The 15,519-nt window shown below is 38.7% G+C and carries 12 protein-coding genes; 11 read left to right on the top strand and 1 reads right to left on the bottom strand.

Annotation, left to right across the window (positions count from 1 at the left end):
* Positions 1-34: 34 nt before the first annotated feature.
* The 7 genes from dxs to F4V44_RS10230 all read left to right on the top strand — a co-directional run bounded on the left by dxs (position 35) and on the right by F4V44_RS10230 (position 8,873).
* Complete coding sequence (dxs, locus tag F4V44_RS10260) at positions 35-1,927, top strand: 1-deoxy-D-xylulose-5-phosphate synthase (protein WP_150439894.1); 1,893 nt, start codon at positions 35-37, stop codon at positions 1,925-1,927.
* A 3-nt stretch (positions 1,928-1,930) separates the two neighbouring features.
* The gene (locus tag F4V44_RS10255) at positions 1,931-2,776 is read left to right on the top strand and encodes a TlyA family RNA methyltransferase (protein WP_150439893.1); all 846 of its coding nucleotides are present in this window, start codon (positions 1,931-1,933) and stop codon (positions 2,774-2,776) included.
* Positions 2,777-2,863: 87 nt separating this feature from the next.
* Positions 2,864-3,313 carry a transcriptional regulator AhrC/ArgR gene (gene ahrC, locus F4V44_RS10250; RefSeq protein ID WP_150439892.1) on the top strand — a complete coding sequence of 150 codons (450 nt, stop codon included), beginning with the start codon at positions 2,864-2,866 and terminating at the stop codon, positions 3,311-3,313.
* A gap of 26 nt (positions 3,314-3,339) precedes the next feature.
* Entirely contained in the window at positions 3,340-5,028 is a 1,689-nt protein-coding gene (recN, locus tag F4V44_RS10245; RefSeq protein ID WP_150439891.1) for a DNA repair protein RecN, read from the top strand.
* Positions 5,029-5,435: 407 nt separating this feature from the next.
* Positions 5,436-6,725, top strand: coding sequence for a SpoIVB peptidase (spoIVB, locus tag F4V44_RS10240; RefSeq protein WP_150439890.1), 1,290 nt, complete (start codon positions 5,436-5,438; stop codon positions 6,723-6,725).
* Between the two features lie 288 nt (positions 6,726-7,013).
* Entirely contained in the window at positions 7,014-7,802 is a 789-nt protein-coding gene (spo0A, locus tag F4V44_RS10235) for a sporulation transcription factor Spo0A (RefSeq protein WP_150439889.1), read from the top strand.
* Positions 7,803-8,129: 327 nt separating this feature from the next.
* Positions 8,130-8,873: a glycerophosphodiester phosphodiesterase gene (locus F4V44_RS10230; protein ID WP_150439888.1), complete on the top strand. Its 744-nt coding sequence runs from the start codon at positions 8,130-8,132 to the stop codon at positions 8,871-8,873.
* 76 nt (positions 8,874-8,949) lie between these two features.
* On the opposite strand, the gene F4V44_RS10225 is transcribed toward F4V44_RS10230, so the two are convergent.
* The gene (locus tag F4V44_RS10225; protein ID WP_150439887.1) at positions 8,950-9,210 is read right to left on the bottom strand and encodes a DUF2627 domain-containing protein; all 261 of its coding nucleotides are present in this window, start codon (positions 9,208-9,210) and stop codon (positions 8,950-8,952) included.
* 150 nt (positions 9,211-9,360) lie between these two features.
* On the opposite strand from F4V44_RS10225, the gene F4V44_RS10220 reads away from it, so the two are divergent.
* The 4 genes from F4V44_RS10220 to lpdA all read left to right on the top strand — a co-directional run bounded on the left by F4V44_RS10220 (position 9,361) and on the right by lpdA (position 15,499).
* Positions 9,361-11,424: a sigma-54 interaction domain-containing protein gene (locus tag F4V44_RS10220; protein ID WP_150439886.1), complete on the top strand. Its 2,064-nt coding sequence runs from the start codon at positions 9,361-9,363 to the stop codon at positions 11,422-11,424.
* Between the two features lie 310 nt (positions 11,425-11,734).
* Positions 11,735-12,838, top strand: coding sequence for a Glu/Leu/Phe/Val family dehydrogenase (locus F4V44_RS10215; RefSeq protein WP_150439885.1), 1,104 nt, complete (start codon positions 11,735-11,737; stop codon positions 12,836-12,838).
* A gap of 119 nt (positions 12,839-12,957) precedes the next feature.
* The gene (buk, locus tag F4V44_RS10210) at positions 12,958-14,064 is read left to right on the top strand and encodes a butyrate kinase (RefSeq protein ID WP_150439884.1); all 1,107 of its coding nucleotides are present in this window, start codon (positions 12,958-12,960) and stop codon (positions 14,062-14,064) included.
* A gap of 13 nt (positions 14,065-14,077) precedes the next feature.
* Positions 14,078-15,499 carry a dihydrolipoyl dehydrogenase gene (gene lpdA, locus F4V44_RS10205; protein WP_150439883.1) on the top strand — a complete coding sequence of 474 codons (1,422 nt, stop codon included), beginning with the start codon at positions 14,078-14,080 and terminating at the stop codon, positions 15,497-15,499.
* Positions 15,500-15,519: the final 20 nt, after the last annotated feature.

Raw genomic sequence — 15,519 nt, 5'->3', positions numbered from 1 at the left:
AAATAAATTGAAATGAAAGTGAGTGATCCACAAAATGGATCTTTTAGATATTAAAGACCCCTCGTTTCTTAAAAAGCTTTCTATTAAGGAATTGGAGGAACTAAGTAAGGAAATTCGCCAATTTTTAATAAGTAAGCTTTCCGTAACAGGAGGTCACATTGGCCCGAATCTTGGAGTGGTTGAATTAACTGTTGCTCTTCATAAAGCCTTTAATAGTCCACAGGATAAACTGATTTGGGATGTTGGACATCAATCGTATGTTCATAAAATATTAACAGGCAGGGCAAAAGAGTTTGATTCATTACGACAATATAAGGGCTTAAGCGGATTCCCGAAAATGGGCGAAAGTGAACATGATGTGTGGGAAACAGGACACAGTTCAACCTCGTTGTCTGCTGCAATGGGGATGGCGATTGCTCGCGATATAAAAAAGGAGAAATCTTATATTGTTCCGATTATTGGAGATGGAGCCCTTACCGGTGGAATGGCTTTGGAAGCTTTAAATCATATCGGTGATGAAAAGAAAAATATGATTGTCATCTTAAATGATAACGAAATGTCCATCGCTCCAAACGTCGGTGCTCTCCATAGTGTGCTCGGCCGTCTCCGTACAGCTGGCAAGTATCAATGGGCTAAGGATGAACTCGAAATGTTGCTGAAGAAAATTCCGGCAGTAGGCGGGAAGCTTGCTTCAACAGCGGAACGAGTAAAAGATAGTTTAAAATATTTATTAGTTTCCGGTGTCTTTTTTGAAGAAATGGGATTTACTTATTTGGGACCTGTTGATGGCCATAATTATGAAGATTTACTTGAGAATCTTAATTATGCAAAGAAAACAGAAGGACCCATTTTATTTCATGTGATTACGAAAAAAGGAAAAGGCTATGATCCGGCAGAAAGTGATCGTACGGGTAATTGGCATGGAACAGGGCCTTACAAGATTGACACTGGTGATTTTCTCAAACCGGTTAACTCACCGCCTGCCTGGAGCAAGCTTGTTAGTGAAACAGTAAGAAGGCTGGCAAGAGAAGATGAACGGATTGTAGCCATTACACCTGCCATGCCTGTTGGATCAAAGCTTGAAGGTTTTGCTGCAGAGTTCCCTGACCGAATGTTTGATGTTGGAATTGCAGAGCAGCATGCTGCAACGGTTGCGGCTGGTCTTGCCACGCAAAACATGAAGCCATTTTTAGCCATCTATTCGACATTCTTACAACGGGCTTATGATCAGGTAGTTCATGATATCTGTCGTCAAAATCTTAATGTTTTTATTGGAATTGATCGAGCCGGATTAGTCGGGGCTGATGGTGAAACTCATCATGGAGTATTTGATATTGCCTTTTTACGGCATCTGCCAAATCTAGTCATTATGTCGCCTAAAGATGAAAATGAAGGTCAGCATATGGTCTATACAGCATTGCAATATGATGAAGGGCCGATTGCATTAAGGTTTCCGCGCGGAAATGGATTGGGTGTTCCAATGGATGAAACGTATACGAAAATTCCGATTGGTTCATGGGAAGTATTAAAGGAGGGTCATGATGCGGCCATTCTTACATTTGGTACAACAATCCCGATGGCAATGGAAGCTGCTGCACGATTAGAGAAAATTGGGAAAACAGTAAAGGTAATTAATGCTCGCTTTATTAAGCCGTTAGATGAACAATTATTAAGCTCTATTCTCCAATTTAATATTCCAATCTTGACGATTGAAGAGGCGGTACTGCAAGGTGGTTTCGGAAGTTCAGTGCTCGAATTTGCACATGACAATGGATTTTATGATGCAGAAATTTGCCGAATGGGTATTCCTGATGAATTTATCGAACATGGAAGTGTCAAGATGTTATGGGAAGAGATTGGTTTAACAACTGAAGAAGTTGTAAAGAAAATTAATACGATGGTAATTAAAAAACAAAAAAGGGCATGAAATATGAAAAGTAAGAAAGAACGTGTAGATGTTTTATTAGTAGAGCAGGGCTTGTTTGAAACAAGGGAGAAAGCGAAAAGAGCCATTATGGCGGGAATTGTCTATTGTGAAGAAACCCGAATGGATAAACCGGGAGAAAAAATTCCCGATGATTCCAAGCTTTCGGTGAAAGGAAAGACTCTTCCATATGTCTCAAGAGGGGGCCTGAAGTTAGAAAAAGCATTGCAGGTCTTTGAGGTAGATATTAAAGAGAAAATTTTGCTTGATATTGGCTCATCTACAGGCGGCTTTACTGACTGTGCCCTTCAAAATGGAGCATCTATGTCATACGCAGTAGATGTCGGCTATAATCAATTAGCGTGGAAGCTTAGACAGGATGAACGGGTTATTGTGATGGAAAGAACAAATTTTCGCTATGTGACACCAAGTGACTTTGCTTTTGGAATGCCGAATTTTGCCTCGATAGATGTTTCATTTATTTCTTTAAAGCTGATTCTTCCTGTTTTAAAAACATTATTAGTTCCTGGCAGTGATGTAGTAGCACTTGTCAAACCTCAGTTTGAAGCTGGCAGAGAGCAGGTCGGAAAAAAAGGAATTGTCAGAGATCCGAGAGTTCATGAGAGTGTCATTCTATCTATAATCGAGTTTTCATTAAAAACCGGCTATCATGTGAAAAATCTTTCCTTTTCTCCTATAACTGGCGGAGAAGGGAATATCGAATTTCTCCTTCACTTAAATTGGTCAGGAGAAAAAGAGCTGGGGGAAAATGAATTAAAGGTAATTCCGATGGATGTCGTTCAGATTGCTCATAGTGAATTAAAATCGAAAGAAAAAGAAGAGAATGAATAAATATTCATTCTCTTGATTGTGAAAAGCGACAAAATCAGCTAAGATAAGAGGGATAGATTGAACGGGAACGGTATACGAGGTGAGAAAATGACTAAGGGCCAACGACATATAAAAATACGCGATATAATTACAAATAATGATATTGAGACACAAGATGACTTGGTAGCAGCGCTAAAAAGTGCGGGTTATAATGTGACACAAGCAACCGTTTCTCGGGATATTAAAGAACTTCATCTAATAAAGGTACCTTTAACAGATGGAAGGTATAAATATAGTCTTCCCGCTGATCGGCGATTTGACCCGCTGCAAAAATTAAAAAGAAATTTAATTGATGCCTTTGTTCGAATTGATTCAGCCAGTCATCTTCTTGTTATGAAAACTCTGCCGGGAAATGCAATGGCCATTGCGGCTCTGATAGACCATCTTGAATGGGATGAAATATTAGGGACAGTAAGTGGAGATGATACAATATTAATCATTTGCCGTACCGAAGAGGATACAGAAACCATTTCAAATCGTTTTCTTGAATTGCTTTAACGATTGAGATTAAAGAGGTGGAAGACTTGCTGAGTGAATTATCAATTAAAAACTTTGCTATTATTGAGGCTCTTTCTATTTCATTTGAAAAAGGTTTGACCGTTTTAACCGGGGAAACGGGTGCTGGCAAATCCATCATTATTGATGCTATTCATTTACTTGTTGGCGGAAGAGGTTCTTCTGATTTTGTCCGGCACGGTGAGGCCCGTGCAGAAATAGAAGGGCTATTTCAAATTGAGAAAGCTACACATCCAGTACATACGAAAGCAAGTGAATTTGGTATTGAGATTGAAGATGAAATGATTGTTTTAAGACGCGAAATCTCAAAAAGCGGTAAAAGTGTCTGCAGAATAAATGGAAAGCTTGTGACTATCTCAACACTGCGTGAAATTGGCAGCACACTTGTTGATATACACGGACAACATGAGCATCAGGAATTGATGGATGAATCCAGACATTTGTCACTCTTAGATCAATATGGAAAACCTCAAATTGCTGCTGCAGTTGAGGAGTATAGTAATATCTATCATGCTTATGAACAGACTGTACGGAAGTTAAAAAGTTTAAATGAAAATGAGCAACAAATGGCCCATCGTCTTGATTTAATCCAGTTTCAACTTTCAGAAATCCAGCAGGCTAATTTGCAATTAAATGAAGATGAAGCACTTTGGGAAGAGAAAAAACGGCTTTCAAATTTTGAACGTATATATGAGGCAGTTCATGCTAGTTATAATGCTCTTCAAGGTGAACAAAAAGGATTGGATTGGATTAGTCTTGTTATGAGCCAAATGGAAGATGCAGCCGCTTTAAATCCTGAGTATAAGGAGCTCGCCGAGTCCATTGCGAATAGTTATTATTTATTAGAAGATGCGGCTAAAATGCTTCGTTCGGAGCTTGATCATCTTGAATTTGATCCGGAACGATTAAGTATGATTGAAGATAGATTAAATGAAATAAATCAGCTAAAACGCAAATACGGAAGCTCGATACAAGCGATTTTAGAGTACGGGGCAAAGATTGAAGAAGAGTTGGAAAAGCTTCAAAATAAAGAAACGCATATTGAACAGCTGCAAAAAGAACTTCAATCCCTGAAAAAGGATCTATTGATTGAAGGGATTGAACTAAGTAATTTGCGAAAGAAGTTTGCCCGAAAGTTGACGGATTCTATTCATGCTGAATTAAAAGAGCTTTATATGCAAAAGACTGTTTTTGAAGTGCGTATAGAAAGCGGAGAAAAGTTTGTTTCCAAAGCCGGATTGGACAATGTTGAGTTTTATATTTCCACTAATCCAGGTGAACCGTTAAAGCCTTTATCCAAAATTGCCTCAGGCGGCGAGCTCTCACGTATTATGCTTGCCATGAAAAGTATTTTCTCCAAACACCAAGAGGTTACATCTATTATTTTTGATGAAGTTGATACGGGTGTTAGCGGAAGAGTTGCACAGTCTATAGCTGAGAAAATCCATCACGTGTCGGTTGATTCCCAAGTTCTTTGTATTTCTCATTTACCGCAGGTAGCTGCGATGGCGGATACTCATCTATATATTACAAAAGAAATGCAGGATGGCCGTACAAAAACAAAGGTGACACCGCTTAGCGAGGAAGAAAAAGTTAAAGAAATTGGTCGTATGATTTCTGGTGCGGAGATAACAGATTTAACAAAGGAACATGCAAAAGAATTGCTTCTATTAGCACATAATAGTAAGGTGCTCTAATAAAACCTCTGAAGCCGATTTGGTTTCAGAGGTTTTTGATATTTTTAATACGTCAGTTTTTATCCCACTCTTAATGGGCGGTAAGACTTCCACCTCAAGATTCTGAGGAGATAAAGAAGATAGGTGGGAGTTCCGACTGCCCGTAAAGGTCCATTCGTGGAATCACAGACTAAAAGCGCCACATTTGTGGCAATGTCTGTGAGACCTACATTCTGTGGGTCTCAACTAACCATCAGCGGAGTATGAAGAAAACCCCCATTGATGGAAGTTTCACTTTATACTGCGATTTATTTCCTACTCGTACAGTTTTTTTATTGACGGCGAGGTTATAAATGTGCTACTTGCAGGCAAAATTAATGATGTAGCCATTAAGACGGGTTGGACTAGAAGCGAGGAGAGTGAATGTTTTGAGGAAAGACTTCTATAGAAAACTAATTGGTGGAATTCTCCTTGTTTCATTAATTGCTATTTGTTTTATGAAACCAGTTCAGGAATATCTTTATATTCCAAATCATATAACGCTATTTGAAGGTCAAAAGCTTGATGTGGCTAAGGCAGCTCCAGTTTCAGCTGCGTTATCCTCAGATAGTTCTGTTGTTACCCTTAGTCAGGATTACAAGTCAGTCTCTCTGCAGGCAAAAGAACAAGGGAAAAATGAAATGTTTTTAGAACTTGCTGGTTTTCCGGTAAAAAAAGTTGATGTCAATGTACTTAAGGATTTTAAGGTGATTCCAGGCGGTCAGTCTATTGGAGTAAAATTAAATACAATCGGTGTCCTAGTAGTTGGACATCATCAAGTGACAGCAGCGGAAGGAAAAGTTTCACCAGGTGAATTAGCAGGTATCCAAGTAGGGGACATTATAACAGAAATTAATGGACAGAAAATTGAGAAAATGTCTGATGTAGCCCCTTTTGTTCAAGAAGCAGGACAAAAACAAGAGCCTCTAAAAATTTCGCTGACAAGAGAAAGTGGTAAGGTTGAAACAGAGCTAATGCCGCAAAAAGAAAAAGGGGAGGAAAATTATAAGCTTGGGTTGTATATACGAGACTCGGCTGCCGGAATTGGAACGATGACTTTTTATCATCCTCAATCGAAGAAATACGGAGCATTAGGTCATGTTATTTCCGATATGGATACAAAAAAACCAATTGTTGTAGATGATGGACAAATTGTGAAATCTACTGTTACTTCAATTGAAAAAGGCAGTAACGGAAATCCGGGTGAAAAGTTAGCTCGTTTTTCTTCCGATAAAGAAGTGATTGGAAATATAAAAAGAAACAGTCCGTATGGTATTTTCGGGGAATTAAACCGTGATATAAAAAATGGAATTATGGACGAACCACTTCCAATTGCCTTGTCTCACCAAGTGAAAGAGGGAGCTGCACAAATATTAACAGTCGTTGATGATGATGAAGTCAAGTTATTTGATATTGAGATTGTCAGTACCATTCCACAAAAGTTCCCTGCAACAAAGGGGATGGTGATTAAAGTAACAGATCCAGAACTAATTGGTAAAACAGGTGGAATTGTTCAAGGAATGAGCGGCAGTCCAATTATCCAAGATGGAAAATTAATTGGTGCAGTAACCCATGTATTTGTAAATGATCCAACCTCTGGTTATGGTGTACATCTTGAGTGGATGTTAAATGAGGCCGGAATTGATATTTATGAGAAGCCGCAGGAAAAAGCTTCCTAATAAAAAAGGCGGGATATTCCCGTCTTTTTACATAAAATAAAGATTTTTCGACAAATATACAAAATCATATCATATTAAGTCGAAAACGAGAGAAAATGAAAGAAAAGTAATGATTTTAATGATTTATTTAGAAAAAATAAAAAATGAAAAGGATTTTCGGTTGCATTGTCGAATTTCTCATTTAGAATATAAATATATACTATTTTATGATGCTTTCGGACAAAGATGTATATCGTACACGTTTAATATGAATAATGAGAAATTATGGGAATGAGGAGGAAACCAGTAGTGAAAAAAATAAAAGTATGTATAGTGGATGATAATCGCGAACTAGTAAATTTGTTAGAAGAATTTATCGATTCTCAGGAAGACATGGAAGTAGCAGGTGTTGCCCATAATGGTCAGGATTGTCTTGAAATGCTTGAAAGTGTAAATCCAGATGTTCTTGTTCTTGATATTATTATGCCGCATCTAGATGGGCTTGCAGTACTTGGCAAAATACGTGAAATGGGTATACAACCTTCTCCAAATGTTATTATGCTGACAGCCTTTGGTCAGGAGGATGTAACGAAAAAAGCTGTAGAATTAGGTGCTTCTTATTTCATCTTAAAACCTTTTGACATGGAGCATTTAGCGAGCCATATTCGCCAAGTAAGCGGCAAGTCAACTTCCGTGTTAAAAAAATCAGCTAACGGTTATCGCACTCAAGCAGAATCTAAGCCAAAAAATTTAGACGCAAGTATTACAAGCATTATTCATGAGATTGGCGTACCTGCACATATTAAGGGATATATGTATTTAAGAGAAGCCATTTCAATGGTTTATAATGACATTGAATTATTAGGTTCGATTACTAAAGTTTTATATCCTGATATTGCGAAAAAATATAATACAACGGCAAGCAGAGTGGAACGCGCCATCCGTCATGCTATTGAAGTAGCATGGAGCAGAGGGAATATTGAATCCATTTCTTCTTTATTTGGCTACACAGTCTCTATGACAAAAGCTAAACCAACCAACAGTGAGTTTATCGCCATGGTTGCGGATAAACTGCGCTTAGAGCATCGAGCTTCTTGAAAGAGTTAGAATAAAAGTGAAAAAAAGGTCTGATTTCATTTTATCCGGATATATATACTATACCGGAATGAATGAAATCAGACCTTTTATTTAGCTTCATTCAGCAGAAGTCCTCCACTTCTATAAGTAGGGGATGAATGCAAAAAAACTATCTAATTCAGTGGGGGTTCAAACTCAGGCTGAATAAAGTTAAGTCTCCGGCGAGTCTTGCGATTTTTTAAAGGAAATTTATCGAGCAAGCTTTATAAAAATCCGGGCGCAAATTTGGCGGGTGAATTTGATATATGTGGTATGAAGGGGAAAAGGCCTTTATTGGAGGGAATAATAATGACCTTAATTTTTGCACATAGAGGTTATTCTGCACTCTATCCAGAAAATACGATGTTAGCATTTAAAGAAGCGGAAAAAGCAGGTGCTGAAGGAATTGAACTAGATGTTCAATTATCAAAGGACGGAGAAGTCGTGGTCATCCATGATGAAACGGTGGACCGGACAACAAATGGAAAAGGATATGTGAAGGATTTAACCTATGCTGAGTTAAAGAGACTGAATGCTGGCTTTAGAATGAAAATGAACTTAAAAAAAGAGCCAATACCATCACTGCGGGAAGTTCTTAAATGGTTAACTGGAAATAGTCTGATATGTAATATCGAACTGAAAAATAGTATCTTTCCATACCAGGGGATGGAAGAAAAGGTCATTGAACTTATTCGTGAATATAGGCTAACAGAAAGAATCATTATCTCTTCCTTTAACCATTATAGTATTGTTAATTGTTATCGCAGAGCACCTGAGATAGAAACTGCTCCGCTTATGGGACAAGTGGTGTATATGCCCTGGATTTATGCTGAATCTATTCGTGCAAAAGGAATTCACCCGAAGTACAAAACACTTAAAGATGAAGTAGTGAAAAAATCAGAAGAATCTGGAGTGGCCGTAAGACCCTATACAGTGAATAAAGAAAAGGATATGGTTCATTTTATTAAGCTGGGCTGTTCAGGCTTAATAACGGATGATCCAGTCAGGGCTCTTCGGGTGAGGAAACAAATAGACAAGGAAACAAAATATTGATAGGAAAAGAGATCATTTCCAAAAATAAAAAGCGTAGCTTCAGAATGGGCAGAAGTTACGCATTTTGGATGGTCTCTTATTTCTTGTTTTCTTCTTTTTTATTCTCTGTTTGGAAACGAGGCTGTACCTTATTTCTTTTTCGATCCCGATGCAGAATGAAACCAGCAATAAACCACAGACCTGCAAGAAACATTAATAATCCAATGAGAAATTGAAGCCATAAAAAAGGAAAAGGATTATGCAGGATGTTAAACACCATATCTCTCATTAGCTTCACGCCAATTGCCGCGATAATTCCAGGAATTAATAATATCACTAGTGCTACAATTCTATTCATAACAAATAATCCCTTCATTCACTTGTATATAAAAATGATAAAGCATTGGGGGCATTTGTCAAGAAATATGGTAACATGACTATATGAATATGAAAGATTTTTCATAAATATAATGAAGTACGAAATAAATTGCATAGAAGGGGAGTATATATGCAAACAGTTATGATTGTGGGAGCGGGCAGAGGTGGAACAGCCCTCCTTCAAATTATTCAGGAGTCAACTGCACTGACATTAGAGGCCGTAATTGATGTGAATCCTGAAGCTCCAGGTATGAAATGGGCCAGAGAAAAGGGGCTGAGAACCGATTTAGACTGGCGTCTTTATAAGGACAAGAAAATAGATATGATCATAGAGGTTACCGGTAAAAGTGAGGTTTTTAGTGACTTGCGAAATGTTTTCGGTAAAGAAACTGTATTAATACCAGGGAGTGTAGCCTTTTTACTTGTTAAATTGTTTAAAGACAAAGAAAGGCTTATTAAGAGAATCCAAAATGAAACGTATAAGTATAATTTAATTTTTAATTCAACTACTGAAGGCATGATTGTGATCAATCATGAAGAGAATGTCATACTTCTCAATAAGAGTGCGGAAAATATGATCGGAACAAGGATGAAGGATGCAGTTGGAAAGCATATTAGGAATGTGATTCCGTCAAGCTTGCTTCCAAGGGTTATGAGGACAAGAAAGGTTGAAGCAAATCAAGAACTGCTGCTAGAGAATGGCATGAAAATTATTTCAACAAGAATCCCTATTATCGAGGAACATGGGTTATTGATAGGGGCAGTTGCTGTATTTAAAGAAATAACGGAAGCGGTACATTTGGCCGAACAAATTACTGACTTGAAGGAATTCCAGACAAAGTTGGAAGCCATTTTTCATTCGAGTAATGAAGCCATATCTGTTGTGGACGAGCATGGAATTGGGATGATGATTAACCCAGCCTATTCAAGAATCACAGGTTTAATGGAGGAACAGGTCATTGGGAAGCCTGCGACAACCGATATTGCAGAGGGTGAAAGTGTGCATATGAAGGTGTTGAAAACAAGGAGGGAGGTACGGGGAGTTCCCATGAGGGTAGGTCCCAATAAGCGAGAGGTTATTGTGAATGGTGCTCCTATTATAGTTGATGGCAAATTAAAGGGTAGTGTTGGTGTCATCCATGACGTCTCAGAAATAAAAAATTTAAATAGAGAACTTCATCGAGCAAGACAAATCATTCGTAAACTGGAAGCAAAATATTCATTTGAGGATATTGTCGGTACCTCTGACATTATGAAGCTGGCACTTGAACAGGCAAAACTGGCGGCGAAAACGCCGGCAACCATATTGCTTCGCGGGGAGTCGGGGACAGGGAAAGAGTTGTTTGCTCATGCGATTCATAATGCCAGTGATCGTAAATACAATAAATTCATTCGTGTAAATTGCGCAGCTTTAAATGAATCATTACTAGAAAGCGAGTTATTTGGCTATGAAGAAGGAGCGTTTACAGGTGCGAAAAGAGGCGGAAAAAGAGGGCTATTTGAAGAAGCAGATAATGGAAGCATTTTTTTGGATGAAATTGGAGAATTGTCAATAAGTACACAAGTGAAATTACTTCGGGTTCTTCAGGAAAATGAGATTATCAGAGTGGGCGGAACAAAACCGATATCATTAAATGTCCGCGTCATTGCAGCAACAAATGTCAATTTAGAAAAAGGAATGGTAAATGGTGCTTTTCGGGAGGATTTATTTTATCGTTTAAATCAAATGCCGATTCATATTCCCGCGCTTAAAATGCGTAAAGAGGATATTGAGATATTAAGTTCCCGATTAATTGAAAAAATTAACCAGGAATATGGCAGAAATATCGAAGGACTGACTGAGCAGGCTTTAATAAAACTTAAGGCTTATGATTGGCCGGGAAATGTCAGAGAGCTTGACAATATCTTAAGAAGAGCGATTATTTTTATGAATAATAATGAAACGCTTATTGCGGTAAATCATTTATTAGATCTTCATACAAGATCGCAGGTGAATGAGAATGCGTCAGAGGATTTCAAACTAGGCGGATCTTTAGCTGCGATGGTAGAGGATTTTGAGAAAGCAATCATTTCCAAGGCTCTTATGAAAAACGCTGGAAATAAAACAATGACTGCCAAGGAGCTCGGTTTATCAATAAGGAATTTATACTACAAGCTTGAAAAATATAAAATTGCAAATATAAGCATGCAATAAATTTCATTTGCATGCAAGAATTTTCTTAACTGATTGTACAAAATGAATTTGAATAGAATACACTGACGTCTGTGTTCGCGATGGGTGTGTGGTTATTACTAGACATTTAGCTTCATGAGCCGTTTACAGCTTTTTATTAAAATGTTGGCATGATTCTTGCATTAAACATTGGAGAGATAAAGACGTAAATACTCATTGTTGTTTTGAGAATCAACTTGACGAAAGACTTCGCAGCTATAATTGATAAATGAATAGGTTTGAAGGGTCAGGCTGGGAGGTAAAAAATATATTACACCTTGGAGTGATCATCATGGATTTGTTTGAACATTTAGAAAGGTATGATTATGAACAGCTTGTTTTTTGTCAAGATCGGTCATCGGGCTTAAGAGCGATTATTGCTATTCATGATACCACATTGGGACCGGCATTAGGGGGAGCCCGAATGTGGACATATGCATCAGAAGCCGAAGCTATAGAAGATGCGCTTAGGCTAGCTCGGGGAATGACTTATAAAAATGCTGCGGCTGGATTAAATCTTGGAGGAGGGAAAGCCGTCATTATTGGTGATCCGCGTAAGGATAAAAGTGAAGCCTTATTTCGCGCATTTGGACGCTATATTCAAGGCTTAAATGGCAGGTATATAACCGCAGAGGACGTGGGAACAACCGTCTCTGATATGGATATGGTTCGTGAAGAGACAGATTTTGTAACCGGGATTTCGCCCGAGTTTGGGTCTTCGGGGAACCCGTCCCCTGTCACAGCATATGGAGTGTATCAGGGAATGAAAGCAGCAGTAAAGGAAGTATTTGGCTCGGATTCACTAGAGGGAAAGGTTGTCGCAGTTCAAGGAATAGGGAACGTAGCATACGCTCTTTGTCGTCATCTGCATGAAGAAGGGGCAAAGCTTATTGTGACAGATATTAATAAGGATGCTGTAAACAGAGCAGTTCAAGAGTTTAATGCAGCAGCCGTTGATCCTAGAGATATCTATTCAGTCGAATGCGATATTTATTCACCCTGTGCTCTTGGAGCAACCTTAAATGACATGACCATACCGAAGTTGAAGGCAAAAGTGATTGCCGGTTCTGCAAATAATCAGTTAAAGGATTCAAAACATGGAGATATGCTTCATGAAAAGGGTATTGTATATGCGCCTGACTATATTATAAATGCCGGCGGTGTCATTAATGTCGCAGATGAGCTGTATGGTTATAATCGTGATCGGGCTATGAGAAAAGTAGAGACGATGATTTATCACAATATTGAAAGAGTAATTGCGATTTCAAAACGGGATCAAATTCCAACCTATAAAGCGGCTGACAGGATAGCCGAAGAAAGAATAAATAGTATAAAACATTCCCGAGCACAATTTCTGCAGAATGGTCATCATATCTTAAGCAGGCGTGGGAGTTAGACATTGGAACTGGATTATGCATGTGGGGGACAGAAGAGGGACTTCTATCCTCCATAATGATACATAACAAAATGGTAATGGCCTGTGTCAGAATGACCAATCTTTAGGAGGTGGCTCTATTGCGCGAACAAAAGCATCGCATCTTAACCATAAATCCTGGTTCTACAAGTACAAGAATTGCTGTGTTTGAAAATGAAATTTCTATCTGGGAAAAAAATATCAAACATAATATTGAAGCAACAGAGTCTTATTCCAACATTATAGAGCAATTTGATTTCCGGAAAGATAGTATCCTTCAAGCGCTGCATGAAGAAGGCATTAATCTTTCAAGGCTTCATGCTGTATGCGCACGCGGCGGTTTGCTTCGTCCAATTGAGGGAGGAACATATCAAGTAAATGAAAAAATGCTCTCGGATTTAAAACAAGGTTATTCAGGAGAGCATGCCTCAAATCTCGGAGGATTACTTGCCTTTGATATTGCTCAAGGGCTTAATATACCTGCTTATATTGTAGATCCGGTGGTTGTAGATGAGCTGGACGAAATTGCAAGAGTATCGGGGCTGCCAATCATTGAACGAAAAAGTATCTTCCATGCTTTAAATCATAAAGCAGTAGCGCACCGGGTTGCAAAAGAGTTGAACAGTCATTATGAAGCCGTCAATTTAATTGTGGCCCATATGGGCGGCGGAATTACCATTGGAGCACATCAGAAAGGAAGGGTGATTGATGTCAACAATGGCTTGCTTGGGGAAGGGCCTTTTTGTCCGGAAAGAGCAGGAGCTGTTCCTGTAGGCGATGTTGTTGATTTATGTTTTTCAGGTGAATTGTCCAAGGAAGAAGTAATGAAATTGCTAGTTGGAAAAGGCGGGTTTATTGGTTACTTAGGTACAAATAATCCGGATGAAATTGAAGAGAGAATTGCTGCAGGTGACAAAAAAGCCGGCTTAATATATTCTGCGATGGCTTATCAAATAGCAAAGGAAATTGGTGCAGCCAGTGTAGTGTTAAAAGGGAAGGTTGATGGAATTGTCTTAACCGGAGAATTAGCTTCAAAAAAGAACTTTGTCAGGGAAATTAGTGATCGCGTATGTTGGATTGCTGATGTATATGTACATCCTGGTGAAAATGAACTGCTTGCATTAGCTGAAGGTGCTTTAAGGGTTTTACGAGGAGAAGAACTAGCTAAGGAATACATGGGTAAATCAGAAGGTTTGTTAAATAGGTAAGGGAGGTTTTTCTTTGGCACAGGAATATGATGTTGTCATACTCGGTGGAGGCCCTGGGGGATATGTGGCTGCAATCCGAGCTGCACAACTAGGTTTTAAAACGGCGATAGTGGAAAGAAATAAACTTGGTGGTACTTGTCTTCATAAAGGCTGTATACCGACCAAGGCATTGCTAAGAAGTGCGGAAGTTTATCGAACGGCAAAAGGCAGTGAGGAGTTTGGTGTTGAGACAAATGAAGTGACATTGAACTTAGTTAAAGTTCAAGAGCGTAAGGATAAAATTGTCTCGCAGCTTCATAATGGTGTACAGCATTTAATGAAAAAAGGAAAAATTGATGTTTTTGAGGGTACAGGGCGAATTTTAGGTCCTTCTATTTTCTCTCCATTACCGGGCACGATTTCGGTTGAAATGAATAATGGTGAAGAAAATGAAATGCTCATTCCGAAAAATGTGATTATTGCAACTGGTTCAAGACCCAAGCAATTGCCTGGTATAGAGGCAGACGGTCATTTTGTTATGACATCTGATGAAGCATTAGATATGGAAACCTTGCCAAAATCCATTTTAATTATTGGCGGAGGTGTGATTGGTGTTGAGTGGGCATCGTTATTGTCAGACTTTGGAGTGGATGTAACCATTTTGGAATATGCCGAATCACTTATCCCTGCTGAAGATAAAGAGATATCAAGAGAAATGCAGCGTTTATTTAAAAAGAGAGGCATTAAAGTAATAACAAGTGCAAAAGTGCTTCCAGATACCATAAAAACAGGTGATGGGGTTGTGATTTCAGCTGAAGTAAAGGGGGAAGTCAAGGCGTATTCAGCAGAAAAGCTGCTGATTTCCGTCGGAAGACAGGCAAATCTAGAGGGCATTGGACTAGAGAATACGGATATTGGGATTGATAAGGGCTTTATTATCACAAATGAGTATTATCAAACAAAAGAATCCCATATTTACGCAATTGGAGATTGTATTGGAGGGATTCAGCTTGCTCATGTTGCATCACATGAAGGAATGACAGCGATTGAGCATATAGCAAACAAGGAACCGAATCCCCTTAATTATTCTCATATTCCCACTTGTATCTACAGTTACCCTGAGGCAGCAAAGGTAGGCTTAACAGAAGAGGAAGCTAGAAATAAAGGATATCAAATTAAAACAGGCAAATTTTCTTTTCGCTCCATAGGGAAAGCTTTAGTTTTTGGCGAAGTTGATGGGTTTGTCAAAATGATTGTAGATGAAGATACGAATGATTTACTCGGCGTTCATATGATTGGACCTCATGTAACAGATTTAATATCAGAAGCAAGTCTTGCAAGGGTTCTTGATGCAACACCATGGGAGATAGGGCAAACGATTCATCCGCACCCAAGCCTTTCAGAGGTAGTCGGTGAGGCGGCATGGCTAATTGAAGGAAAGGCGATTCATGGATGAAACGCTAATACCCCCGTCGT

The organism is Niallia endozanthoxylica, from assembly GCF_008710145.1.
In the GTDB taxonomy this organism is placed as follows: domain Bacteria; phylum Bacillota; class Bacilli; order Bacillales; family Cytobacillaceae; genus Bacillus_BD; species Bacillus_BD endozanthoxylica.
The sequence above is the reverse complement of the archived record's forward strand: the minus strand, read 5'-3'. Positions and strand labels throughout refer to the sequence as shown.